This window comes from Pseudomonas gingeri, assembly GCF_013385635.1.
In the GTDB taxonomy this organism is placed as follows: Bacteria; Pseudomonadota; Gammaproteobacteria; order Pseudomonadales; family Pseudomonadaceae; genus Aquipseudomonas; species Aquipseudomonas gingeri_A.
Genome location: NZ_JACAPR010000043.1, coordinates 19,156 through 44,068 on the forward strand (window position 1 = coordinate 19,156; position 24,913 = coordinate 44,068).

Here is a 24,913-nt window from a genome sequence, read left to right on the forward strand (position 1 = left end):
TTGCTCAGCAGCGCCCCTATAAAAATAAGGAGTACCCGCATGGCCCAGTTTCCCATCAAGCGGTCGATCGAACGCGTCCCGGGCGGCATGATGATTGTCCCGTTGCTCATCGGTTCGCTCGTCGCCACGTTCCTGCCCGATATGCCGAAGTTTTTCGGTTCCTTTACCAATGCCATGTTTACCGGTGCCCTGCCGATCCTGGCGGTGTTCTATGTCTGCATGGGCGCGAGCATCGACGTCAAGGCAACGCCCTACCTGCTGAAAAAAGGCGGCGTGCTGTTCGGCACCAAGGTCGGCACCGCCATGCTCATCGGCATTGTGATGGGGCATTTCCTCGGCGAGCAGCCGATATCGTCCGGACTGTTTGCCGGGCTGTCGACCCTGGCGCTGGTAGCGGCCATGAACGATACCAACGGCGGCTTGTACATGGCCCTGATGGGGCAGTACGGTCGTTCCGAAGACGTCGGTGCGTATTCGGTGATGTCGCTGGAGTCCGGCCCGTTCCTGACCATGGTGACGCTCGGTGTCGCCGGCCTGTCGGCATTCCCCTGGCCGACCCTGGTGGGCGCGATCCTGCCGCTGCTGCTGGGCATGTTGCTGGGCAACCTTGACCGCGAGATGCGCGACTTTCTCGCCAGGGCCGTGCCGGTGATGATTCCGTTCTTCGCGTTGGCCCTGGGGGCGACCCTGGACCTGCATAAAGTCTGGCAGGCCGGCTTGCTCGGTATTGCCCTGGGCATCGCGGTGGTCGTGGTCACCGGCATCCCGTTGTACTTCGCCGATCGCCTGTCGGGCGGTACCGGCGTGGCGGGGGCGGCGGCGGCCAACACGGCCGGCAATGCTGCTGCGGTGCCGGCCCTGATTGCCGCGGCGAATCCGGTCTACGAGCAGGCGGCGGCCAGCGCTACCTTGCTGGTGGCTTCCTGTGTCGTGGTCACTGCGATCGTCTCGCCGGTGCTGGTTTCCGCCATCGCCAAGCGGGTCAAGGCGCGAGAGGCCCATGAGGCCCGGTCACAGGCAACGGACGGGCAGGGAGCCCCACGATGAGCATGCTGATCATCGCCGACGACCTGTCCGGGGCCGCCGACTGTGCCATCGGTTTTGTCTGCGCGGGCCTGCGCACGGTGGTGGCGTTGAGTCCGGCGCAAGTCACGGGCGATGCCCAGGTCATCGCGGTGGACACCGACTCGCGCCGCTTGCCGGCCCGCGAGGCGGCTGAGTGCGCCAGTGCCGCGTACCAGGCGTTGATCCGGCCGGGGCAGCGGCTGTACAAGAAAATCGATTCGACCTTGCGCGGCAACTGGGCGGCCGAGGTCGCGGCGCTGCAGCGCCTGGCCGGCCTGGCGATCGTCGCCCCGGCATTTCCGGCGACGGGGCGCACACTGCGCGGCGGCCGCGTGCTGGTCAACGGTGTTCCCCTGGAAAGTACCGAGACCTGGCAACTGGAAAATGCCGGTCGCCCGGCGGATGTCGACGGCATGCTCGTGGCCGCCGGCCTGAGTACCGCCCAGGTGGCAATCGAGCTGTTGCGCGGCCCTCCGGCACAGCTCGTCCGGCATCTGCACGAACTCAGGAACCAGGGTATCCAGGCGCTGATCGTCGATGCCGAGACCCGCGACGACCTGCGCATCCTCGCGGACCTGACCGTACACCTGGAACCGCCCTTTTTCTGGGTCGGCTCCGGAGGCCTGGCCCGCGAGATCACCCATCTGCCCGAATTGTTGCAAGCTTCGACACCGGGCGAGGTGAGCTTGCGCAACGGCGCGGGACCGGTGCTGGTCATGGTTGGCAGCCTGTCCGCTGTTTCCGAGCGCCAATGCGCGGTGCTCAAGGCCCGCAGCGCGATTGCCGAGCTGGTGGTGCCGTCCGCCGTGTTGCGACTGGGCACGGCGTCCGCGCAGTGGCCCGTGTGGGCGACGCGCATCCATCAACACCTTGGCCGTGGCGAGGACCTGTTGCTGCGCATCGGTCGCGACGAGGCGTTCGACCCGGCCGAAGGCGCGCACTTGTCGAGCATGCTGGCGGCCATGGTCAAACCCTGTTTCGCCCACGTCAGTGGCCTTGTGGCGACGGGAGGGGAAACCGCCCGGGCGATGCTCATGGCCGTCGGTATCGAGAGCCTGGAACTGGTCACGGAAATCGAAGCCGGAGTCGCCGTGGGCCGCCCCCTTGCCATTGAACACGGCCGGCGTCCGGGCATCGTCACCAAGGCCGGCGCCTTCGGCAGCGAACAGGCGCTGTATGCCGCCTGGCTTCATTTGAGCGCGGACACCGGGTCCGGCGCTCCACTTCATGCATTGAAAGGATCAAGGTCAGTCTTATGAGCAACTATCTTCCCGTTATCGGTCTTACCATGGGCGACGCCGCGGGCGTCGGGCCGGAAATCATCGTCAAGAGCCTGACCCATGACGTCGTCTACCAACAATGCCGGCCGCTGGTGATCGGCGATGCCCGCCGTCTTGAACAGGCCAATCGGATCGTCAACGGCAGTGCCACGGTTCGGCGTATCAAGGACGCCGGCGAAGCCTTGTACCAGCCGGGCACCATCGATTGCATCGACCTGGACCTGATCCCCGATGACCTGCCGTTCGGGCAACTGTCGGCGGTCGCCGGCGATGCGGCCTATCAATACATCGCCCGCGCCGTCGAACTGGCGCAGGCCGGGCAGATCGACGCCATCTGCACCGCGCCGCTGAACAAGGAAGCACTGCATGCCGGCGGTCACAAATACCCCGGCCATACCGAATTGCTCGCCCACCTGACCCATGTCGACGAGGTCTCGATGATGCTGGTCGCGCCGCAACTGCGGGTGATCCACGTGACCACTCACATCGGCATCATCGACGCGATCCGCAAGATCGAGCCGGGCCTGGTGCAACGCACCATCGAGCGGGGCAACGCGACGCTGATCAAGGCCGGCATCGCCAGGCCACGTATCGGTGTGTGCGGCATCAATCCCCATGCCGGCGAAAACGGCTTGTTCGGCTATGGCGAGGAGGAAGAGAAAATCATCCCGGCGGTGCAACTGCTGCAGGCGCGCGGTTTCGACGTGACCGGTCCGCTACCGGCCGACACGCTGTTCTTCCGCGCCGGACGGGGCGACTTCGACCTGGTGGTGGCGATGTATCACGACCAGGGGCATGGCCCGGTCAAGGTGTTGGGGCTGGAGGCGGGGGTGAATGTCACCGTCGGACTGGAAGTGGTGCGCACCTCCGTCGATCACGGCACGGCGTTCGACATCGCCGGCAAGGGCATCGCCGACGAACGCAGCCTGCTCGAAGCGCTACGCCAGGGGGCCGAGCTGGCGACCCGGCGATAAGCCGCCAGGCACGCTGGCGTGACACCAGGCCGTGCAGCACCTGGAGGTGCTGCCAGGTTATGCGGGGCTGACCACGACGGTCTCGACCGTCACCATGTCCATTTCCCTGAAGGGCTGGAGTTCCACCTCATCGCGCGATGACGTGATCAGCCGCCATTCCCGTTCCAGTGGCGTCCAGTGCTGTTGGCGCGCCCGGCCCAGTTTCTCCGAGTCGGCCAGCACGAACACCTCGGCCGCGCGGCGGATGACGCACTCTTTCAGGTAGGCCTGCTGGGCACTGGCTTCACACAGGCCGAACCCGGCGACCACACCATCGGCGCCGAAGAAGGCGCGGTCCACGCTGAGCCGGCTCAGTGACAGTTCGGCCAGCGGGCCGAGCGTGCTCATGCTGGACTCGCGAAGTTCACCGCCAATCAGGGTGAGCCTGGCACCGGGAACATTGGCTAGCGCCATGACAACCAGCAGGTTGTTCGTCACCACGTGTATGTCCTGGTGGGAATAGAGATGCATGGCCAGGGCGACGCAACTGGTCCCGCTGTCGAGGAAGATCGTGTCGCCATCCTGGATGTGCAACGCCGCGGCCTTGGCGATGGCATCCTTCTCGTCGCGGCGCGCGCTTTTGCGTTCTTCCAGCGACGCTTCCGGTTCATGCACGCCGATCAGCGCGGTGGCTCCACCATGCGTACGCACCAGCAGGCGCTGCCTGGCCAGCAGGGTCAGGTCCCGGCGTACGGTGGCTTCGGATGCGCCCAGCGCTGCGCTCAACTCTTCGACGTTGGTGTCGCGCGTTCGAACCATATCGAGAATAGTACGGTGGCGTTCGGCCGGCTTCATGAAGGATCTCGCTCAATGATGGGTTCCGATATTACAGGACAGTCTGTCGGTGACTCATCTATTTTGCGTTCAGGGCCGGCCGGGCAACCCGTGTGCCCGCTGCCGAAAGGCGTGCGCACGGGGCCGTTGGCGAGACGTTTCAGGGCTGGCGGAAAACCTGCAGGATCTGTTTGTACTCCATGAAGTCATCCAGGCAGGCCAGGCCGCCCAGGCGACCTTGCCCGCTGTTCTTGAAGCCGCCTTCCTCGAACTCGACCTGCATGCCGGCCCAGTCATTGATGCAGATATGGCCGGCCTCGAGCTGGCGGGCGACACGAATCGGCCGATTGACATCGCGACTCCAGATACAGGCGCTGAGTCCGTATTCGCTGTCGTTGGCCATGGCTATCGCTTCATCCTCGCTGTCGAACACTTGCAGCGTCTGGACCGGGCCGAAGACCTCTTCTCGCGAGATGGCCAGGCCCGCGGCCGGCACCTCCAGCAATGTCGGGCGGTAGAACGCGCCACCGGCCAGGGGACCTTGGCTGATCAGGCCGCCACGCACGATTACCGTCGCTCCCTCTTCGAGGGCGGCCTCGACCTTCCGATCCACCCCTTCGGCCGCCTCGCGGTCGATCAGTGGGCCCATCTGGCTGGCCGGGTCGGCCGCGGGGCCGGGCTGCACCGCCGAGAGGCGTTGCGTGAGCAGGTCCTTCAGTTTCTGTGCGATACCCCGCTGTACCAGGATACGGCTGCCGGTCACGCAGAACTGCCCGGCGAACACGGTCGAGGACGCGACGATGGCCGGCACGGCCGCTTCCAGGTCGGCATCGTCGAACACCAGGTGCGGGGTCTTGCCACCCAGTTCCAGGCCGATGCGCTTGAAGTGCGCGGCGCCGGCAGCGGCGATCAGGCGACCGGTCGAGGTGCTGCCGGTGAAGTTGATCACCGGTACGTCAGGGCTGTCGACGAGGAACTTCGCCCCCTCGGCACCGCTCTCGATAAAAATATTGATCGCGCCCCGGGGAATCTCCGGCACGCTGGCCAGGATCTGCGCCGACAACCAGGCGCTCTGCGCGGCCTGGGCCGGCAGCTTGATGACTGCCGTACAGCCGGCGGCCAGCGCCGGGGCGAGGGCGCGGATCAGCAGGAACGCCGGAGAGTTCCACGGCACGATCAGGCCCGCCACGCCCACCGCCTGGCGCAACGCCATGGACTGGGTACCGGGGCGTGGCTCGGCCACACGGCCGAACGTGTGCAGTGCCAGGCCGGCGGCAAAGCGCAGGGCGCGGACGATCTGCATGGCCTCGAAGCCCGCTTCGATTTTCAGCTTGCCGTTTTCCATGGCCAGGCAGTCGATGATCTCCTCCGAGCGCTGCTCGTAGGCATCGGCCAGGTGACTGAGCGCGGTCGAGCGGCGCATGGCATCGACCTTCCAGTCACTGTCGAGAAACACCTGCCGGGCGGCGGCCACGGCCTGTCGCGCTTCGGCCAGGCCACCGTCATGGAAGGTGGCGAAGGTCGCGCCGGTGGCCGGGTTGATGCTGTCGCGCAGCGGTCCGCTGTCCATCCACTCGCCGTTGATCCAGTGCTTTGCTGGCTGTGTCATATGAAAACCCTTGAAGTGATTGAAGAGGGAGAAAAAGTGCGTGGCTCAACCCGGGTAGGCGGCGTGGCGCAGCGCGGTCGGGAAGTCACCGCTCATGCCGGCGACCGCGGTATTGGTCAGGGTCACGACGCTCAGGCGTTGTACTGGGTCGACCCAGAAGTTCGTGCCGTAGACACCGGCCCAGTGCCAACTGCCGGGGTTGAGCGGCAATTTCGCCGCCACCGGATCTTTCAGCACCGCCACCCCCAGGCCCCAGCCGAAGCCCGGGCCGGCCGCCGCCACCGGCAGGTCGCCGATGGTGTTGCGGGTCATGGCCGCCATCGTCTCCGGGCGGATGATTGCGCCGCCACCGGTGCGGATAGCCTCGACGAACCGCAGATAGTCCCCGGCCGTGCCGACCATGCCGACGCCACCCGAAGCGAAGGCATTGGCATCGAAGGCCCGGCTGGGCGAATAGACAATCGCACCGGGTCCGAAAGGCAGGGAAAAGGGCTCGGTCATGGGCTCGGGGCGGGGTGCCGCGTCACCGTAGGGGGTTGCCAGCACGGTGCCGGGCGCGGCCACGAAACGGATACTGGAAATACCCAGCGGGGCGGTGACGATCTGCTCGACCGCCTCGGGCAAGGTCATGCCGGTGACCTGTTCGATAACCGCGCCGAGCACATCGATGGCCACCGAGTAATGCCAGGCGGTTCCCGGCTCGAACAGCAAGGGGGCCGAGGCGATGCGGCGCAGGTTCTCTGCCAGGCTCAGGCCGCGGGCGTCCAGCCCGTCGGAGACCCCGAGCCGATGGTAGGCCCCGTCGGGTGCTTCGAGAAAACCATAGGACAGGCCCGCCGTATGGGTCAGCAGATGGCGCACGGTGATGAGTGGCTCACGGCCGTCCGCCAGCTTCGGACGAAAATCGGCGAGCCAGCGGGTCAGCGGGTCATCCAGGCCGAGCCGGCCCTGGTCGATCAGGGCCAGGGCCGTCACGCCGACGATGGGTTTGGTCATCGAGGCCAGGCGACAGATTTCGTCTTCTTGCATGGGCCGGCGCTGTTCCCGGTCGGCAAAGCCGGCCGCGCGCCGATAGACGATTTCACCGTCTTTGGCGGCAATGACCGTTGCCCCGACAATCCGGCCACGGTTCACCGCGTCGACAATCACCGCGTCCATGGCCTCGGCCCGGTCCCACGTCGGTTGTCGTGTCGCCGCCAGGGCGTTGGAAAGTGGGCCTGCGAGGGCGGCACCGAGGCCGCCCATCGAGGCGCCGACCAGTAACTGACGGCGTGACAGCCCGTGGGAGGAGGATGCGTTCTGGCGTGTCTTGGAGTCCATCGTGGAGCCCTGTCTCAAGCGTGGTGGTGTCGTTGCGCGTCACTCTATATATTTACTGTCAGGGTGATAACTCGTTGATCTGTCGATTCAGTTTTTAACCGGAGTGAGAAATAAAATGCTTGATCGTATTACCGGCATGCAGATTTTCTCCCAGGCCGCTCATCTGGGCAGCCTGTCGGCCGGCGCCCGGCAGATGGGTGTGTCGCCGGCGATGGCGACCAAGCATGTCGATGCGCTGGAACGGCGCCTGGGCGTGCGGCTGTTTCATCGCAGTACGCGAAAACTCACCCTGACCGAAGCGGGCCAGCAGTACCTGGACGCCTGCGGCCGCCTGCTGCCCGACCTCGAGGACGTGGAGGCGATGATCGCTTCGCAGCGGGTGGAGGCGACCGGTTTGCTGCGGCTCAATACGCCGCTGTCTTTCGGCGTGCGCTTTGTGGCGCCCTTGTTGCCGGAGTTCTACCGTCGGCACCCGGGCGTCACGGTGGACCTGGGGCTCAATGATCGCGTGGTGGATCTGATGGAAGAGGGCTGGGACCTGACGATCCGCGTCGGGATGCTGAAGGACAGCCGCCTGGTGTCGCGCAAGCTGGCCGACAGCGCCATGATCGTCTGTGCCGCGCCGGCCTACTGGGACCGCCATGGACGTCCCGCGCGCTGGGCGCAATTGCACACGCACAATTGCCTGAGCTTTTCCTTGTCGAGTCTGTCGCGTCCCGATGAGTGGCGATTCGGCAAGGAGGCCGACAAGCGTGTAGCGGTCAAGGGCAGCCTGCGTACCAACAACGGCGACGCCCTGGTCGCCGCCGCCACCGCCGGGCTGGGAGTGCTCTACGAGCCGGAGTTCATCGTCACGGACGCCATTCGCCGGGGTGACCTGGAGCCGGTCACGCTGGACGCGCCATCGGCCGACCTGGGCGGGATTCACCTGGTGCGCTCGTCCGATCGCACGCCGCCGGCGAAGGTCCGGGTGATGATCGACTTCCTTGTCGAGGCGTTCAATCCGCAGGCGCCATGGTCGCTGCCTTGAAGTCGTGCGGCGGGTATCAGTCAGGCTTGTGCTCGGCCACGCGCGGGCCGGTAGCCGGGAACGCCCGGACCGGTGTCGATTGACGTTTGCCCGGCAGGGTTTCGCGCAGGAACAGGCCGGCCAGCAGGCCGATCGCCAGGCTGCCCAGCGCCAGCAACAGGGTTTTCTCGATGCCATAGTGCTGCGCGATAAAACCCGCCAGTGCCGGCGCGACCGCGCCGCCGAACAACTCCGCGGCACCGACCACCAGCCCGGTCGCGGTGGCGATCTGCGCCGGCGACACCGACTCGCTGGTCAGTGGCCCGTTGATCACGCAAATCATGCTGAAGTTGAAGAAGGTGGTCATGAACAGCAGTCCGAACAACTGCATCGGTTCGGCGCCGGTGTTGATCAGCAGCCACAGCGACAACGCGGTGGCAACGAATGACAACAGCAACACTGGCTTGCGTCCCAGGCGATCCGACAGCGAGGGCATGATCATGTCCCCGGCGAAGCCGCCGAAACCGATGGCGGACATGACGAAACCCATCTGCGCGAGGCTCAGGTGCAGGTAGTCGGTCAGGTAGTTGGCGGTCATCACACTGACGACAAACAGGCAGGTCAGCGCGCAGCACATGCAGATGATGTTCAGCGGCATGTTGCGATGACGCAGGACGGTCAGCCAGCGGTGTTTCTCGACGGGCTCGGGGGCGCTCGTCGGGGTCCTGGCGGCTTGGGGCCGGGTTTCCTTGAGGTTGCGGTAAATCAACCAGGCCAGGATGAAGCCCGGCAGCGCGACGATGGCAAAGACCCAGCGCCAGGAGGGCACCACCACGAGCAATTGCGTGGCGATGATCGGCGCCAGCCCCAGCCCGAGCAGAGGAAAGAAGCTCAGCTGGATGCCCATGTTTCGCCCACGGCGCAACGGATGGGAAACCTCGGCATTGGTGGCGATCGAGGTGGTGGTGAAGGCTCCCTCGGCCACGCCCATGATCGCCCGGATCACCAGCAACGAGGCGATGCCTGTCGCCAGGCCCGAGACGCCGGCCAACAGTGAAAAAACGATGAGCGAGGGGATCAGTACCTTGCGTCTGCCGAAGGTGTCCGAGATGCGACCGATCAGGATCGAGGACAGCGCCCAGGCCAGGGCCAGCACCGCCGAGATATTGCCCAGGTCCTGATAATCCAGGGACAGGTCTTTCATGATCGCGGGGAACAGCGGCAGGATGATGAAGCGGTCCAGTCCGACCAGGCCGAAGCCGAAGGCCAGGAGCAGGACGGCTTTCCATTCGTAACGCGAGTCCCATGCAGTCTTGTGGTCATTCATGGTTCGGGTTTCCAGATTTGAGGATGAGGCATGCCCGTGGCCGGGGAGATCCGAGGCCAGGAGCGGCTTGGGAACAGTGGTCTAGAAGTAGAACAACGCGTCCATGCTGGCGGTCAGCTGATCGCGATCACGCCCGTTTCCGAAGGGGTGGTCCTGGCGGTTGCCGTCGAACCAGTCGTAACGCAGTTCCGGGCGCAGCGAGAGGTAGCGGTTGACGTCGTAGCGAAAGCCGGCGGTGAGGGCGTTGAAGTCGCCACGGGCACTGCTGACCGGGAACAGGGCGAAACCATCCGGGTCGCTGAAGTGCTCGCCACGTACCGAGAACGCCAGGTCCTTGCGATAGCGGTAAGTCACTACCGCATTCGCCCCCCACCAGCGGGCACCGTCGAACCCCGGCCCGTTGACGATATCGATGGTGTCCGGCCGGCCGTCGCCGGCCTGATGGCCGTAGAGCACTTCGGCGCCCATCGACCACCGCGCGTCAAACTCATGCCAGCCGTTGAGCGAGTGCTGCTGCTTGAGTTGGCCGTATGGCGAGACCAGCCGCTGGATCGGTGCCTGGACATCCTTGTTGCTGCTGTTCTCCTCGTTGCCGACGACGAACTCATAGTCGATCCAGGTCTTCATGTCCGGCGTGCGCCAGCGCACGGCACCGGTCAGCGATTTGCTGTCGTTGTTGTCGCGCAGGTTGTTCCAGCCTTGCACCACGCCCAGTTCGACCCCCAGCACGCCGCTGTCGTTGCTCATCAGACGGGTGCCCATGAGTACGCCGGAAAAGGTTCCGGGCTCCGAGACCAGGGCGTAGGTCTTGGTGGCGAAGGCATTGCGCGCTTCGCGAATGTCCGGTGGGATTTCGTAGCCGATTCCCGGGCCGAAGATTCCGGCCATGACGGTCAGGCCGGTGCCGATCGGCAGGTAGGCGGTGGCGGCCAGGTTGGGCACGGCGAGGAAGCGTTGCTTGTCGCGCTGGGCCTTGGCCGGATCGTTGTCGCCCGGGGCATTCACGCCCCAATGCATGTCCCAGCCGAAGGTCCGGGCGAATTGGGCATTGCGCCCGTAGTTGCCTTCGAAGGTGAAGCCGAACGAGAACTTGTCGGGTGTCGGGCCGGGCAGTGGGGTGACGCGCGGGACCATGTTCGAGTCCAGCGGCTTGTCGATGAACAGGCGCAGCGAGCCGAACTCCAGGCCTTCGTCGCCGGCGCCGATCAGTGGGAAGTTACTCATGCCGTCCTTGCGTTCGTCCGCCGTGGAGCGGTTGTTCCTGGAGTAGGTGGTTTCCGAAAGCCCCGAGACGATGATCCCGGTCTGCTTTTCCAGACTGTCGCCGAAAAGCGCGGTAAACAGGGCGCCTTCGCCACGGTCTTCGGAGGGGGCGGCGTGGACGGTGAGCGTTACGCAGGCGGCCAGGGCCGCACCAAGCTGAGCGATCTTGATGGTATGCATTGCCTTTCTCTTGTTTTTATAGGTAGGCGGATTCGCTGCCGCCCGCATCAGGCGACTGCCGGGGAGCGGGCGGGCAGCGTGTCGTTTGCGTCGGGATTCAACCCATGCGCAGGATCGGTTTGACGGTCAGGCCGCTCTGGGCGTCGGCAACGGCCTGGTTGATATCCTCGAAGTCGTAGAAACGCACCAGTTGGTCGAACGGAAATCGTCCCTGGCGATACAGCTCCAGCAGGCGCGGGATGAACACCGAAGGAATGCTTTCGCCCTCGATCACCCCGCGAATGGTGCGGCCCTGGGTCATCACCTCATTGACGTCGAAGCTGGCTTCGGTGCCGGCCGGCGGGGCACCGACGATGGCGCAGGTACCGCGCGCCCTGAGAGCATCGATGGCCTGGCGCAGCACCGCCGGGCGACCGCTGGTTTCCAGGGTGCAATGGGCACCGCCGGCGGTGATGCGCCGGACTTCGGCCACCGGGTCGACCTCGCGGCTATTGATCACATGGGTGGCCCCCAGCGTCTTGGCCAGTTCCAGCCGGCCGGGGGTGATGTCCACGGCAATCAGCGTGGTCGCCCCGGCAATGCGCGCCGCCATCAGCGCGCTGAGGCCGACGGCGCCGGCACCGAATACGGCAAATGCCGTGCCGGCCTTTGGCTGCAAGACATTGAGCACCGCGCCGGCCCCGGTCTGCACGCCACATCCCAATGGCCCCAGCAGCTCCAGCGGCAGGTCCTTGTCGACCTTGACGAGGTTGCGGCGATTGGCAATCGAGTAGGTGGCAAACGATGACTGGCCGAAGAAATGGTCGTGGATCACCTGCCCGTGGCTGTCCCGGGTCGAGCCGCTGCCGTCGAGCCGGCTGCCGCCGAAATTCAGCGCGAAGGTGTGGGTGCAATAGGTCGCCTCGCCGGTGCAGCAGGGTTCGCAGTGCCCGCAGGAGAGGTAGCTCATCACCACGTGATCGCCGACGCTGAAGTCCTTCACCTCGGCCCCGACCGCCTCGACCACCCCCGAGCCTTCGTGGCCGAGGACCATCGGCAGCGGGCAGGGGAAGTACTGGTCACGCACGATCAGGTCGGTGTGGCAGACCCCGCAGGCGACCACCCGTACCAGTACCTCGTCGGCACGGGGCGCTTGCAGTTCGATCTCTTCCATCAGGAAGCGACCGCCTTTTTCCCGGATCACCGCCGCCTTGGCGCGGTGCAGGTTTGGCTGTGGCTGTTGCATGAACAATCACTCCTCGGCTCAGAACGGATAAGGACGTGGTGCGTGCTGCACGCTGATCCAGTGGTCGGTGGTGAAGGCGTCGATGATCCAGTCGCCGTTGAAGCGGCCCAGCCCGCTGTTCTTCACGCCACCGAACATGCTGTTGGGGCTGTCGTTGGCCGGGATGTCATTGATATGCGCCATGCCCGCCTGAAGCTGCTGGGCAAAGCGCAGGCCACGGCCTTCGTCACGGGTGAACACCGCGCTGCTCAGGCCGTATTCGGTGTCGTTGGCCATGTGCAGGGCATGGGCTTCGCTGTCGGCGCGGATGAGCTGCGCGATCGGGCTGAACAGCTCGGCCTGGGCCAGGGCCGAATCATTGCCGACCGGGCCGAATACATGGGGTGGCAACACCAGCCCCTGCGGTTCGCCACCGAGCAGTTGCGCCAGGCCATCGGCGCGGGCCCGGGCGATATGGGCCAGTGCGCCGTCCAGTTGCCGCCGGTTGATCAGCGGACCGATCACCGTGTCGGCGGCGTCCGGGTCGCCGAACTTCAGGCGTGAGACCCGCTCGACGAACAACTGGACGAAGTCGTTGTAGAGCGAATGGTCGACGATGATCCGGTTGGTGCTCATGCAGATCTGGCCCTGGTGCAGGAAGCGCCCGACCACGGCGGCGTGCACCGCGTGCTCCAGGTCGGCATCGTCGAGGACCACCAGCGGCGCGTTGCCGCCCAGTTCCAGGGCGACATGCTTGAGGGTACCGGCGGCGGCGATCTGCGCATTGATATGGCGCCCGACATTGTTCGAACCGGTAAAGGAGATGAAGCGCAACGTCGGGTGCTGGACGAAGGCGTCGCCAATCTCGCTGTTCTGGCCGACCACCACGTTCAACAGCCCGGCCGGCAGCCCGGCTTCTTCATAGATACGGGCCAGCAGCAGGCCGCCGGTGATCGGGGTTTCCTGCGACGGCTTGACCACCACGGCGTTGCCCAGGGCCAGTGCCGGGGCGATGGAGCGGTGCGACAGGTGCATCGGCCAGTTCCAGGGGCTGATGACCCCGATCACCCCGAGCGGCTTGCGGTAGACGCGGCTTTCCTTGTCGGCGATGTCGATCGGCAGGATCCGTCCGGTGACACGGTTGGGGAAGGTCGCCGCTTCGAGCATGCCGTCGCGTACCGCGGCCCATTCCATGTTGGCCTTGGTCCGGGTGCTGCCGCTTTCACGGATCAGCCAGCTGACGATTTCCTCACGACGCGCCTGCATGATCTGCACCGCCCGGTGGAACACGGCGCTGCGTTCGGCCGGCAGTGCCCGCGCCCAGCCCTGTTGCGCGGCCTGGGCCGCCTGGCAGGCGTGTTCGAGGTCCGCGAGGTTGGCCAGTTGCAGTTCGGCGATCACTTCGCCGTCGTACGGGTTGACGTCCAGCAGGCACTGGCCGATGCCGCCAGGGCGTTGTTCAGCGTCGATGTATTGACCGGCAAAGCCGGTGTAGTGACTGGAACTCATGCTCTTCGCTCTCTTGATGTTGGCGAGCGCCGGGCGCTCGTTGGCGTTCTCAGCGGCGCTGCAGACGCGGGAACAGGCGCAGCGCGTTGCCGCGGGCAATGGCTTCGTGTTCACTGGCAGTCAAGCCTTCGAGAGCGCGGAAGTGGTTCACGTTGGCTTCGACGTTGGCCGCCGGTTGGAAGGGAAAGTCCGTGCCGAACAGGATCTGCGACAGCGGGGCCAGCGTGCGCAGGCCATCGAAGGTCGGCTGGTTGGCCGACATTGCCACGTCGTAGTACAGCCGTTGCAGCTCCGCGATCACCTCGGTCCCCGGCTTGGGCGCCGGCTTCATCGCCGGCATGCCGGAGAGCAGTGCGATACGCCGGGCAATCGACGGCAGCACGCCACCGGCGTGGGGCAGGATCAGGTTCAGCTCCGGGCAGCGCTTGAAGGTGTTGGAAAACACCAGGTCGATCACTGTACGGGCGGTGTCCACCGGAAACTCGAACAACGGTGCCGGGCGGCCCAGGCCGACCGCGTCGAAGCATTGCGGCGAGGTCGGATGCAGGAACACCGTGGCCTGGCGACGGTTCAGCTCATCGAAGATCGGTGCCAGGTCCTCGCTGCCCAGGTACTTGCCGTCGGCGTTGGTTTCGATGACCACGCCATCGAATTTCAGCTCGTCGAAGGCGTAGGCGATTTCTGCCAGCGACTCCGCAACGTGGGGCAGCGGCAGGGTCGCGAAGCCGCCAAAGCGGCCCGGATGCTGCTGGATCACCGCCGCGGTGTCTTCGTTGATTGCACGGGCCAGGGCCACGCGTTCGTGCTTTTCCTTGAGAAAGCCGACGCTGGGCGACGACACCGAGAGGATCATTGTTTCGATATTGCCGGCATCCATGACCGCGAGCGCTTTTTCCGGCGACCACTGCGGCACCGGATAACCGCCGTCCAGGGTCAGCAGGCCGGCGCGGGTCAGCGCGGCCTGGTAGGTGGGCGACAGGCAATGGGCATGAACATCGATCAGGCCGCAGTGGCAGCGGGCTGTCGAAGCGATTGGCTGGGACATGGTGATTCCTCGACTCAGTACAGTTGCAATTCGATCGGCAACCAGCGGTAGCCGCCATCACGCGCGACCAGATGGCCGTGCCCGGGGAACGGGAAGTGATAGGACAGGACGGCATGGCGTTCGCGCGCGACTTCTTCGAGCACGCGCATGCGGGTGTGGGCGGCGGCGGCATTGTCGAAGTCGAACAGGAAACCCCACTCCGGGCGCTGCAACAGCAGCACCTGGTGGTGGCACAGGTCGCCCCAGAGCACCAGGGTCCGTTCCTGGCTTTCGATCTTGTACAAGGTGTGGCCCGGACTGTGGCCGGGGGTGCTGACCGCGGTGATGCCGGGCAGCAATTCGAAACCGTCGCCGATCAGGATGATGCGTTCGCGCTCGACGTATGGCGTGAGGTTCTTGTGCGCGCCGAGGAAGTGATCGCGCATGTGCGGGTTCATCGCCTCGCCCTTGGGTGTCGAGAGAATGCTCAGGTCGGTCCAGTAGTCCAGCTCCCTGGGGTCGATGGCGATCCGTGCATTGGGGTAGAGCAGTTGACCGTCATCGTCCACCAGGCCCCAGCAATGGTCGGGGTGGGCGTGGGTGAGGGCGACAATGTCGATGTCCGCCGGATCGATCCCCGCCGCCCGCAGGTTGGTCAGGGCCTGGCCGGTCTGCGCCCCGAAGGTCTTGATACCGAAATCGGCATTGACCCCGGAGCCGGTATCGAACAGCACCAGCTGGCTGCCGGTGTTGACGATCAGGATATTCTGGTTCAGTGACATCCGGTCCTTGGGCAGGAAGTTGTCTTCCAGCAACTGATCGATTTCCTTCGGATCAGCCCCGATAAAGGTCGGATGCGGCGCACCCATGTGCAACGGGCCGTCGGTAATGACCGTGCACTCGAATTCGCCATGCATGAAACGGGTCCAGCCACCTTGCAGTTGCTGAGTGAATGAAGCGCTCATAGGTCACCTGTCTGTTGTTTTTGTGGTGTTGATCGAGGGTGTTGCGCTTCAGCTCCTGATCCAGGCCTTGCCCCAGGAGTTGAGCGAGTATTCGCAGTGCGGCCAGACTCCGGCCTGGCGTTCCGGACCGGTGATTTCCAGCTCGGAGGACAGCTCCAGGCGGTTACGGTCGGCATCCACCACCATGAAGAACAGGTTGTTGCCGGGGCCATGGCGGCCGGGACCGAAGAAGATCGTGATGCGCTCGGCGGCGAAGCGATCGCCCCAGTCGCGAATGTCGTTCCACTCGTTGGTTTCGTAGCAGTGGTGATCCAGTTCGTTCCTGGAACCGCGGAAGAACGCCAGCGAATGGTGCTCGTTGTCCGAGCGCATGAAGCGGGTCATCAGGGCGCCGTTGGCCTCGTCGACCACATCGTCGGATACGGTGAAGCCGACCTTGTTGATGTAGAAGTCCAGCACCGCTTCCAGCTCGGTGGTCTGGAACACCACATGCTGCAGGCGACCCGGCATGCCGGGATGGCTGGCGTCGGGAATACCCTGGCTGACACCGAACAGCAGTTGCCGGCCCTGGGGATCGCGAATGCTGAAGGCGTTGTCCTCCAGCAGCGGCGAGCGGACGTCTTCGGGCTGGCAGCCGCGGGCCTGCAGGTTCACCCGCAGCCGGCCGAGGCTGGCCTGGTCGGCCACGCCATAGGCCGCGGCGAGAAAGCCGTTGCTGTCGGCCGGGCTGATCAGCACGGCGCGTTGCGGCCCGGTCAGTACCCAGGTGCCATCGGCCTGCCGATAGCCCTGCAGGTCGAGCATGCGCTGGTAAAAGTCCACCTGGCGCTGCGGCTCCTTGCTGGAGAGGTGCAGGTACAACAGGTGCGCAGGGGTTTGGGTCTGCAAGGTGTGCATGACGGTCTCCTTAGCGTGAATTTCGCAGTAATGATTCGTCGAGGGCTGGCGCATCGACCCTGTCGCTGGCCGGGGTCTGCTGGATGCCCAGCAGGGCGGCGAAGCCCTCGGCGATATCCTGTTCCTCGGCGAGCGGGAAAATCGCCGCGACATACCGGTCGGGACGCAGCAGCAACAACTGCCCCGAGGGCTCGCCGAGCAGCGTTGCCAGGGCTCCGTCGCTGTCGGTCCAGACGTTCATGCGCGCCGGATCGGATGTGCTGTCCTTGGGCTGGATCAGGATGCGCCGGGCTTCCAGGCGCTCCCACAGCGGGTGCCGCAACGCGTCCAGTCGACTGTCGGTGGGGCTGGCGTATTGCAGCAGGGCGAAGCCGGTGCCGAGGACCTTGTCCAGCAGCACGCTGTTGCCTTCGGCATCCTCGACCCGGGGTTGCGGGAACATCTGCCCGCAACTCAACTGCCCGCAGCTACCGTTGCCGATCACCAGGCCCTGGGTGAAACGCGGCTTGGGCTTGAAGCGCATCTGCAGGAAGTAGTCGCGCAGCGGCGGCAGCAGGCCGATGACGCGAAATGCCGCGCTGATCAGGTTGGCCCGCCAGACAGTGGACGGCGCCATCACCACGCCCAGGCCCAGGGCCAGCTTGATCAGGGCCCAGGCGTGATCGCGACGCTCGGTTTCATAGCTGTCCAGGGCATCGCTGCCGAGCTGGCCCTTGAACACGCCGGCCAGTTTCCAGCCCAGGTTATGGGCATCGCGTACACCACTGTTCATGCCTTGCCCGGCGTAGGGCGGGGTCAGGTGCGCGGCGTCGCCGGCGAGGAAGATCCGACCTTCGCGCCAACGCTCGGCCACCCGGGCGTGGAAGGTGTACACGGTCTTGCGCACGATGGAGATCGGTTTGTCACCCCGGAAGGGTTTGACCAGCTCTTTGATCCGCTCTTCGTCGAGCATCTCCTCGTCGCTTTCATCGGCCTTGAGCATGAACTCGTAGCGCCGGGTGTGATGGGGGCCTGGCACGTCCACGGTCGGACGACGGGCGTCGCAATACATCCGGCATTGCCAGAACGGATCGTCATCCCGCTCGGTGTCCACCACCAGCCAGCGTGACTGGAAGCTCGAACCCACCAGGTTAATACCCAGTTGCTTGCGTACCGGGCTGCGCCCGCCGTCGCAGGCCACCAGGTAGCGGGCCCTGACGATGAGGATTTCACCGGCGGCGTTGCGCACGCTGGCGGTCACTCCCGTGGCGTCCTGTTCGACATGCAGCAGTTCATGGGCGAAACCGACCCGCAGGTTGTCGAAGCGCTGCATGCCTGCATGCAACGTGGCCTCGAACAGCGGTTGGCGGAACGCATTGCGCTTGGGAAAACCGTACAGGGTCGAGGTTGGCTCGACCTTGCCGAAACAGCGGCCGCCCGGACGGGTGTAGTAGTGCACGCCATAGCCGGGCACCACGTCCTTGAGCACGGCCTGGTCCATGCCCACCGCTTGCATGGTGCGCAGGGATTCGTCGTCGATCGAGACGGCCCGCGGTTCGCCGACCGTGCCCTGCTTGCGGTCGATGATGAACGTCTCCACGCCGGCCTGACCCAGATAATTGGCCAAGGTCAGGCCCGTGGGACCGGCGCCGCTGATCAGTACGCCGGTCTTGATGATATTGGAAGTGGTCATGGTCGATACCGATGCTGTTTAGTCCAACGGCCGGGGACGCCCGGAAAAAGCCTGCATGAGTTGCGATAGCTGCCGGGCCAGTTGCACGATCTGCTGGCCATACTCGTCATCGCGGGCGGCGTCGCATTCACTGTCCGGACGCACGCAACTGATACTGCCGATGGCCTTGCCATCGCTGTCGAGGATCGGTGCCGCGATGCCGCAGATGCCGCTGTCGACTTCAGCGCGCGAGACGACATAGCCTTTCTTGCGCAGACGCTGCATCGAGCGACGAAACTCCTCCCAGTTCTGCCCCAGGTGGCTGAGGCGGATCTCTTCGTGCTTTTCCAGGTACAGGCGGTTGTGCTGGCGTGAACCCAGGTTGGCGAGAATGGCCTTGGACGTCGCCCCGAGGAACAGCGGGCGCGGCGTGCCGCGGGTGTAGCTGACTTCGCTGGTGATGCTGCCGCTCTGGTGCACGCAGACCACCTGGTCCTTGAACAGCCGGCAGGTCAACCAGACCTGTGATGGGCTCCACTGCGGGAACTGGCCGGCCAACTGGTTGGCCGCGCGCACCAACGGATCGCTGACCCGCAGTTGCCGATCCCAGGTGATGATCCGGGCACCGAGTGCATAGCGGCCGGCCTCGACCTGGAATAACAGATCCACTTCGGCCAGTTCACGCACATAGCGGTAGATCGTCGAGCGGGTGAAGCCCATGGCACTGCCCAGGTCGTCGACGGTCCACACCGGCTGGTGCTCGGTGAACAGGTCCAGCACCTTGAGCATGCGCTCCAGGCTGGAGCCCTTGGCGTCGGCGGTGCTTTCCAATGTCTCGGTCGATGGCGGGGGAACGACGGGTTGGTTGGCTTCTGTCATGATTCAGATCTCGTCCGCGATGGTGTTGCGCAGGATGCCCAGGCCGGAGATTTCCACTTCGACCACGTCGCCCGGTTTCATCCACACCGGTGGTTCGCGGAAGGCGCCGACGCCGCCGGTGGTGCCGCTGACGATCACATCGCCGGGAGCCAGTTCGGTGAAGGTGCTGCAGTACTCGATGAGTTTGCGCACATCGAAAATCATGTCGCTGGTGGCGGTGTGCTGCATGACTTCGCCGTTGAGGCGGGTGGTCAGTTCCAGATCCTGCGGATCGCCGATTTCATCGGCGGTCACCAGCCAGGGGCCGAAACCGCCGGTCTGCGGGAAGTTCTTGCCGGGCACGAACTGGATCGTGTGTTTCTGCCAGTCACGCACGCTGCCATCGTTGTAGCAGGCGTAACCGGCCACATGGTCGAGGGCATTCTCGGCCTTGACGTGACGCGCCTTCTTGCCGATGACGATGGCCAGCTCGCCTTCGAAGTCCAGCTTGTGCGAGGCCTTGGGGCGCAGGATGGCTTGCAGGTGGGCGACCTGGCTGTCGGCGAAACGGGTGAAGATCATCGGGTAGGTCGGCATTTCGCGACCGGTTTCGCGGACATGGGTGGCGTAGTTGATGCCGATGCACAGCACCTTGCCGGGGTTGGGGATCACCGGCAGGAAGGTGACTTCGGCCTGTGCCAGGCGGGGCAGGGCGGCGATGCGCTCAGGTGTCAGGCTGCCCAACAGACCGTGGGTGATCGCGGCTTTCAGGTCATAGCCCAGTTCGGCTTTCAACGATTGCAGGTCGAGCACCTGGTCACCGTCGACAATGCCGTAGCTCGGGATGCCCTGGTTGAGGAAGCTGGCAATTTTCATGGTGGGTCTCCTGGAAGGATCAATAAGTCGGGGTAGGGTGGGAAGCGTTGGCGCGGCGCTGGCTGAAATGAATCGCCAGCAGCGCGCACAGGGCAATCAGGCTGGGAATCAGCGCCGCCATGAAGACTTGCTGGACGTGCCAGCCGAGGCCGACCATCAGGCCGCCGAGCAAGGGGCCGAGGATCGAGCCGATGCGACCGACGCCCAGTGCCCAGCCGATACCGGTGGAGCGGATTTCCTGGGGATAGAGTTCGGCGGCCAGGGCGTTGAGCCCGGCTTGCGCGCCCTGGATCAGTACGCCCATCAGCAACAGCAGGGTCAGGAAGCTGGCCGCCTGGAGCGGCAGCATCACCAGCAACAGGACCAGCACTTGATAGGCGAGGAATTCGGCGATCAGTACCCGATGGGCACCCAGTGCATCCATCAACCGGCCTTGGACCAATGAGCCGAGCACACCACCGAGACTGAACAGCACGATGGCCTGGACGCCGGTATGAGCGGGCAGTCGGGCGCTGCTCAACACGGTCGGCACCCAGCTCATGATCGAGTACAGGATCAGCAGGTTCATCGCATAGGGCAGCCACAGCAGCAGCGTCCGGCGCCACATACCGTGTTCGAACAACCGATAGGGGGAGATGCGCGGGGCATTTGCCCGAGGGCGTTCGAACAGCGTTTCCGGCAGGGTTTCCAGGCCCGGCACCAGGCGTGAAACGATCCTCGCCACCTGCCCGCGGTTGGCGGCTGTCCGCGACAGGAACTCCACCGACTCCGGCAAGCTGCGCCACAACAGGTCGGCGAAGACCAGCGGCAGCAGCGCACCGCAGATGAACACCGCGCGCCAACCCAGGGCCGGCAGCACCTGCTCGGCAATCAGTCCGGCCGCCATGGCGCCCAGTGGCATGCCGCAGAACACCAGCGTGACCGCGCTGCGGGCATGGCGCCTGGGGGTGTATTCGCAAACCAGGGCAATCAGGTTGGGAATCGCGCCGCCCAGACCCAGGCCGGTGAGAAAGCGAGCCAGGAGCAGTTGTTCGTAGCTGTGGGTCAGGGCGGTGAACAGTGAAAACAGACTGAAGGTGGCCACGCAGCCCAGCAGGACTTTCTTGCGTCCGATGCGGTCGGCCAGGGGGGCCAGGCTCAAGGCACCGATCATCAGCCCGAACAGGGTGCTGGCGAATACCGGGCCGAAGCTGGCCGCCGGCAGGCCCAGGGAGTCGGCCATCGGCCCGACGAGAAACCCCATGACTTGCGTATCGAAGCCGTCGATGGCGGCGAGGATCACACACAGGCCGATCAACTCGAACTGCAGACGCCCCATGGGACGTGGGTCGATCACGTCGCTGAGGACGTTTTCTGTTTCAGGCACGGTTTGCATGGCATGGACTCTTTTTTTTGTTTTTGCGGCCCGTGTTTCGGCAGGCGGGCCATGGAGTCAATCTATGCCTAATCAAAAATTCTGTAAATAGGGATTTATCAAATATTTCGTATTGTGGGATTTAGGTGATTTTTCGAAAAACTGCCAACGAGATGCAAGGCGATCGGGCAGCGAGCATTGGGGAAGGTGGAGGGGAGTCAGGAGCAAAGGACGTGACCGGTGCAGCGGTTGCATTCGCCTGGGCGGTTGGAAGAGCCCGCACAGGCGAATACGCTGGATCAGTCATGGAGAGGGAGCGGGGCTTTGGGTCAGGCCGGCGACACCGCTTGATGCGTAGCGCTCCAGACCGGGTAATCGGTGTAGCCCTGCTCCGTGCCGCCGAACAGCGAGCCGCCATCGAAGTCCGCCAGCGGCAGGCCCTCGGCGAGTCGGTGTGGCAGGTCGGGGTTGGCGACAAAAGGCCGACCGAAGGCCACCAGGTCGGCATAACCCTTGGCAAGCACCCACTCGGCCCGCGCCTTGTCGTATTTCCCGGCAACGATGATCGAGTTGTGGAAACGCTGGCGGATATCCTGGCGGAACTGCTCGGTGAATTGCGGGGCATCGTCCCAGTCCGCTTCCACCAGGTGCAGATAGGCGATGTCCCTGGCCTGGAGGTATTCGCTGGCCTCCAGGATGGTCGGCAGGATATCCGGGCAGCCCATGCCGCGTGCGGTGAGGAACGGCGCCAGGCGGATCGCGGTGCGCTCGGCGCCCACTTCGTCGACGATCGCGTCGATCACTTCCTTGAGGAAGCGCAGGCGGTTTTCCCGGGAGCCGCCGTATTCATCGGTGCGTACATTGGAGGTGGTGCGCAGGAACTGGTCGACCAGGTAACCGTTAGCGCCGTGCACTTCCACGCCATCGAATCCCGCCTCGATGGCATTGCGCGCGGCCTGGCGGAAGTCGTCGACGATGGCCTTGATCTCGTCATGGGACAGCGCCCGGGGTGTCGGGCTCGGCACCATGGCGCCGATACCGGTGGCCGGGTCGACCTTCCAGATCGAGCCGTCGAACGGCACTGCGGAGGGGGCGACCGGCAGTTCGCCGTCGTGGAAGTCCGGATGGGACATCCGGCCGACATGCCAGAGCTGCAGGAAGATACGGCCATGGGCATCGTGCACCGCCTGGGTCACCTGCTTCCAGCCGGCAATCTGTTCCGCGCTGTAGATGCCCGGGGTGAACGAGTAGCCCTTGCCCTGGGGCGTAATCTGCGTGGCTTCGCTGACAATCAGTGCGGCCGAGGCGCGTTGGGCGTAGTAGCGGGCATTGAGGGCATTGGGGATATCGCCGGGTTGGGTGCTGCGGGCCCGGGTCATCGGCGCCATGACGATGCGATGAGGCAACTCGTGGCAGCCAAGCCGGGTGGTGCTGAACAGCTTTGATGTCGTGGACATTGTCGTCTCCTGGATCAGGTGGGATAAGGAATCAGTTGCCAAGCGATACACAAGGGGCGGCAGTCTTCGGTTGGGCCGACAACCTGGCCTCCTGCGACCAGATGAAGAGCAGGCCCAGCACCGGGATGATGGCTGCGGCAAACGGGATCGCGGCGGCACCGAGGTGGCTGTCGATCACTGCGCCGCCGATGAAGCCGCCCAGGGCGTTGGCGATGTTGAAGGCCGAGATATTCGCGGTGGCCGCCAGTTCGGGCGCTTTCGAGCCGTACTTCATGACCCGCATCTGCATGGGGGGCAGGTTGGCGAAGGTGGTCACGCCGTAGATGAATGCCGCGACCAGGAACAGCCATTTGTAGGGGGCGAGGAAACCCACCAGGAGCAGCGCGGCAATCATCGCCAGCGGCCAGAAGTTCAGTGAGCGACGCAGGTTGGCATCCGCGGTCCGGCCGCCGATGCTGTTGCCGACCACCAGGCCGGCGCCGACCACGACCAGTACCCAGGTGATCGCACTGCGGTCGAAGCCGGCGACCTGTTCGGCCACCGGTGCGATGTAGCCGTACAGCGTCATGAAGCCCACCCAGCCGAGCATGGTGAAGGCCAGGCTGGCCAGAAGGTTGCGGTCGCGGAACACCGAGAGCTGGGCCAGCATCGAGGCCGGTCTGTTTTCCGGGCTGCGGGCAATGGTGACGGCAATCATCAGCATGGCGACGACGCCCATGACCGCCACCACGAGAAAGGCGGTGTGCCAGTCGAAGGCATTGCCGATCCAGGCACCGGCCGGTACGCCCAGGACGTTGGCGAGGGTCAGGCCGCCGAACATCTGGCCTACCGCACGGCCGGCCATGTTATCGGCCACCATGCGCGTCGCCACCACCGCACCGATACCGTAGAACGGGCCCTGGGTGAGACCGGCCACCACCCGGCTGATCAGGAGCATCGTGTAGTCGGTACTGAAGGCGGCAATCAGGTTGCCGGCGACAAACAGTCCCAGGAGCACGATCAGCACGTTGCGTTTTTCGAAGCGAGCCAGCCACAACGTCAGCAGGGGACCACCGATCACGATGGCCAGGGCATAGGCGGTGATCAGGTTGCCGGCTTGTCCGGTGCTGATCTTCAGGCTGTCGGCGACCTGGGGCAGGATGCCGGCTATGAGGAATTCGGCGGTGCCGATGGCGAAGGCGGAAAGGGTCAGGATCCAGATCTGGATCGGCATTCTCGAGGTCAGTGACATGAGGCTTCTTCCTATGCACAAATCAGTGGGTTGCCGGCGTACGCCTTGCCGGTGGATGTGGCGAAGATAGACATTGCGGAACGACTTGATAATTGCTTAGGATTCGAAATTATATTTCGGAGTTTCCGAAGAATGACCCTGGATAACCTGGCGCTGTTCCTGATGATCGTCGAGAAGGGCGGCCTGTCTGCCGCGGGGAGGGAGTTGGGGTTGTCACCAGCTTCGGTTTCCGAACGGCTGGCGGTGCTGGAAGGCTATTACGGCGCGAGCCTGCTCACCCGCACCACCCGTTCCATCAGCCTGACCGACGAGGGGCGTTTGCTGGCCGACGGTGCCCGCCGCCTGCTGGCCGAAGCCGAGGAACTGGAAAGCAGCATCCGCCTGGGGGCGCAGAAAATTTCCGGACTGATTCGCCTCAGTGCCCCGGTCGATCTGGGGCAGGCGCAGATCGTGCCGGTCCTCGACCGTTTCCTGGCCGAACATCCTGACGTGACGATCGATCTCAACCTCACCGACGGTTTCGTCGACCTGGTCAGCCAGGGGATCGATTTCGCCGTTCGTTATGGTGCCCTGGCCGACAGCACGCTGCGCTCCAGGCCCATCGGCGAGAACCGTCGCGTGATCTGCGCGGCGCCTCGTTACCTCGAACTCCATGGCACGCCGCAACACCCGGACGATCTGGCGCGGCATGACTGCATCGTCATGCGCTTTGGCACCAATATCGATCGGATCTGGACCTTCCGGGTGGGCGACGAAAGCCATCGCGTGGCGGTGAAGGGGAGAAGGGTGGCCAATAACGGCGGGCTGGTCAGGCAGTGGTGCCTGGACGGTCACGGCATCTGCAACAAATCGGTCTGGGACGTCCAGGCCGACATCGCGGCGGGGCGGCTGGTGGAGGTGCTCCCGGACTATTCACCCGGCCAGACGGCGCTGCAGATCGTCTATCCTCCGGTGCGTGTCCTGCCGCGCCGTGTCCGCGCCCTGATTGACACCATCAGTTCGCAGTTGGCACTGGAGGCGGGGGGCTGAGCGGCAATCCCAGCCCCC

21 protein-coding genes are annotated in these 24,913 nt (G+C 64.8%); 5 read left to right on the top strand and 16 right to left on the bottom strand.

The genetic code is table 11. The annotated features are described in order from the left end of the window. Positions 1 to 39 precede the first annotated feature (39 nt). From HX851_RS32235 to pdxA, 3 genes are read left to right on the top strand one after another with little or no spacing between them, the layout of a single operon-like run. The gene (locus HX851_RS32235; RefSeq protein ID WP_177057899.1) at positions 40 to 1,047 is read left to right on the top strand and encodes a 2-keto-3-deoxygluconate permease; all 1,008 of its coding nucleotides are present in this window, start codon (positions 40 to 42) and stop codon (positions 1,045 to 1,047) included. Next, entirely contained in the window at positions 1,044 to 2,324 is a 1,281-nt protein-coding gene (locus tag HX851_RS32240) for a four-carbon acid sugar kinase family protein (protein ID WP_177066297.1), read from the top strand. Before HX851_RS32235 ends, HX851_RS32240 begins: the two co-directional genes overlap by 4 nt. Beyond that, positions 2,321 to 3,319, top strand: a complete 999-nt coding sequence (pdxA, locus tag HX851_RS32245; protein ID WP_177066299.1) for a 4-hydroxythreonine-4-phosphate dehydrogenase PdxA — start codon at positions 2,321 to 2,323, stop codon at positions 3,317 to 3,319. The genes HX851_RS32240 and pdxA overlap by 4 nt, the downstream gene beginning before the upstream one ends. A gap of 57 nt (positions 3,320 to 3,376) precedes the next feature. Here pdxA and HX851_RS32250 read toward each other — a convergent pair whose 3' ends face one another. From HX851_RS32250 to HX851_RS32260, 3 genes are all read right to left on the bottom strand, one after another. Then, positions 3,377 to 4,153 (bottom strand): DeoR/GlpR family DNA-binding transcription regulator, encoded by a 777-nt coding sequence (locus tag HX851_RS32250; RefSeq protein WP_177057902.1) that lies wholly within the window; start codon positions 4,151 to 4,153, stop codon positions 3,377 to 3,379. A 139-nt stretch (positions 4,154 to 4,292) separates the two neighbouring features. Next, positions 4,293 to 5,741: an aldehyde dehydrogenase family protein gene (locus HX851_RS32255; protein ID WP_177066301.1), complete on the bottom strand. Its 1,449-nt coding sequence runs from the start codon at positions 5,739 to 5,741 to the stop codon at positions 4,293 to 4,295. A 45-nt stretch (positions 5,742 to 5,786) separates the two neighbouring features. Then, a complete protein-coding gene (locus tag HX851_RS32260; RefSeq protein WP_177057904.1) occupies positions 5,787 to 7,061 on the bottom strand; it encodes a serine hydrolase domain-containing protein in 1,275 nt (424 codons plus the stop codon). A 115-nt stretch (positions 7,062 to 7,176) separates the two neighbouring features. Here HX851_RS32260 and HX851_RS32265 point away from each other — a divergent pair, with 115 nt between their 5' ends. Further along, on the top strand, positions 7,177 to 8,091 hold the full coding sequence (locus HX851_RS32265; protein ID WP_177057905.1) for a LysR family transcriptional regulator: 915 nt from the start codon (positions 7,177 to 7,179) through the stop codon (positions 8,089 to 8,091). A 16-nt stretch (positions 8,092 to 8,107) separates the two neighbouring features. On the opposite strand, the gene HX851_RS32270 is transcribed toward HX851_RS32265, so the two are convergent. The 13 genes from HX851_RS32270 to HX851_RS32330 form a co-directional block, all read right to left on the bottom strand. Continuing rightward, positions 8,108 to 9,397, bottom strand: a complete 1,290-nt coding sequence (locus HX851_RS32270; protein ID WP_177066303.1) for an MFS transporter — start codon at positions 9,395 to 9,397, stop codon at positions 8,108 to 8,110. Positions 9,398 to 9,478: 81 nt separating this feature from the next. Beyond that, entirely contained in the window at positions 9,479 to 10,840 is a 1,362-nt protein-coding gene (locus HX851_RS32275) for an outer membrane beta-barrel protein (RefSeq protein ID WP_177057907.1), read from the bottom strand. A gap of 97 nt (positions 10,841 to 10,937) precedes the next feature. Continuing rightward, positions 10,938 to 12,065, bottom strand: coding sequence for an NAD(P)-dependent alcohol dehydrogenase (locus HX851_RS32280; protein ID WP_177066305.1), 1,128 nt, complete (start codon positions 12,063 to 12,065; stop codon positions 10,938 to 10,940). Positions 12,066 to 12,083: 18 nt separating this feature from the next. Further along, entirely contained in the window at positions 12,084 to 13,553 is a 1,470-nt protein-coding gene (locus HX851_RS32285; protein WP_177057909.1) for an aldehyde dehydrogenase family protein, read from the bottom strand. A gap of 49 nt (positions 13,554 to 13,602) precedes the next feature. Next, positions 13,603 to 14,598: an amidohydrolase family protein gene (locus tag HX851_RS32290; protein ID WP_177057910.1), complete on the bottom strand. Its 996-nt coding sequence runs from the start codon at positions 14,596 to 14,598 to the stop codon at positions 13,603 to 13,605. A gap of 14 nt (positions 14,599 to 14,612) precedes the next feature. Continuing rightward, positions 14,613 to 15,542, bottom strand: a complete 930-nt coding sequence (locus tag HX851_RS32295; RefSeq protein ID WP_177057911.1) for an MBL fold metallo-hydrolase — start codon at positions 15,540 to 15,542, stop codon at positions 14,613 to 14,615. A gap of 48 nt (positions 15,543 to 15,590) precedes the next feature. Further along, the gene (locus HX851_RS32300; RefSeq protein ID WP_177057912.1) at positions 15,591 to 16,439 is read right to left on the bottom strand and encodes a VOC family protein; all 849 of its coding nucleotides are present in this window, start codon (positions 16,437 to 16,439) and stop codon (positions 15,591 to 15,593) included. Positions 16,440 to 16,449: 10 nt separating this feature from the next. Continuing rightward, positions 16,450 to 18,111, bottom strand: coding sequence for a bifunctional 3-(3-hydroxy-phenyl)propionate/3-hydroxycinnamic acid hydroxylase (locus tag HX851_RS32305; protein ID WP_177066307.1), 1,662 nt, complete (start codon positions 18,109 to 18,111; stop codon positions 16,450 to 16,452). Between the two features lie 18 nt (positions 18,112 to 18,129). Beyond that, entirely contained in the window at positions 18,130 to 18,969 is an 840-nt protein-coding gene (locus HX851_RS32310; protein ID WP_370590575.1) for an IclR family transcriptional regulator, read from the bottom strand. A 3-nt stretch (positions 18,970 to 18,972) separates the two neighbouring features. Then, positions 18,973 to 19,824, bottom strand: a complete 852-nt coding sequence (locus tag HX851_RS32315; protein ID WP_177066317.1) for a fumarylacetoacetate hydrolase family protein — start codon at positions 19,822 to 19,824, stop codon at positions 18,973 to 18,975. Between the two features lie 19 nt (positions 19,825 to 19,843). Continuing rightward, positions 19,844 to 21,199 carry an MFS transporter gene (locus HX851_RS32320; protein ID WP_177057915.1) on the bottom strand — a complete coding sequence of 452 codons (1,356 nt, stop codon included), beginning with the start codon at positions 21,197 to 21,199 and terminating at the stop codon, positions 19,844 to 19,846. A 308-nt stretch (positions 21,200 to 21,507) separates the two neighbouring features. Further along, positions 21,508 to 22,635 (bottom strand): alkene reductase, encoded by a 1,128-nt coding sequence (locus tag HX851_RS32325; protein WP_177066319.1) that lies wholly within the window; start codon positions 22,633 to 22,635, stop codon positions 21,508 to 21,510. A gap of 31 nt (positions 22,636 to 22,666) precedes the next feature. Beyond that, entirely contained in the window at positions 22,667 to 23,866 is a 1,200-nt protein-coding gene (locus HX851_RS32330; protein ID WP_177057917.1) for an MFS transporter, read from the bottom strand. A 132-nt stretch (positions 23,867 to 23,998) separates the two neighbouring features. Between HX851_RS32330 and HX851_RS32335 the strand changes: the two genes are divergently transcribed. After that, positions 23,999 to 24,895, top strand: coding sequence for a LysR family transcriptional regulator (locus HX851_RS32335; protein ID WP_177066321.1), 897 nt, complete (start codon positions 23,999 to 24,001; stop codon positions 24,893 to 24,895). The last annotated feature ends 18 nt before the right edge of the window (positions 24,896 to 24,913 follow it).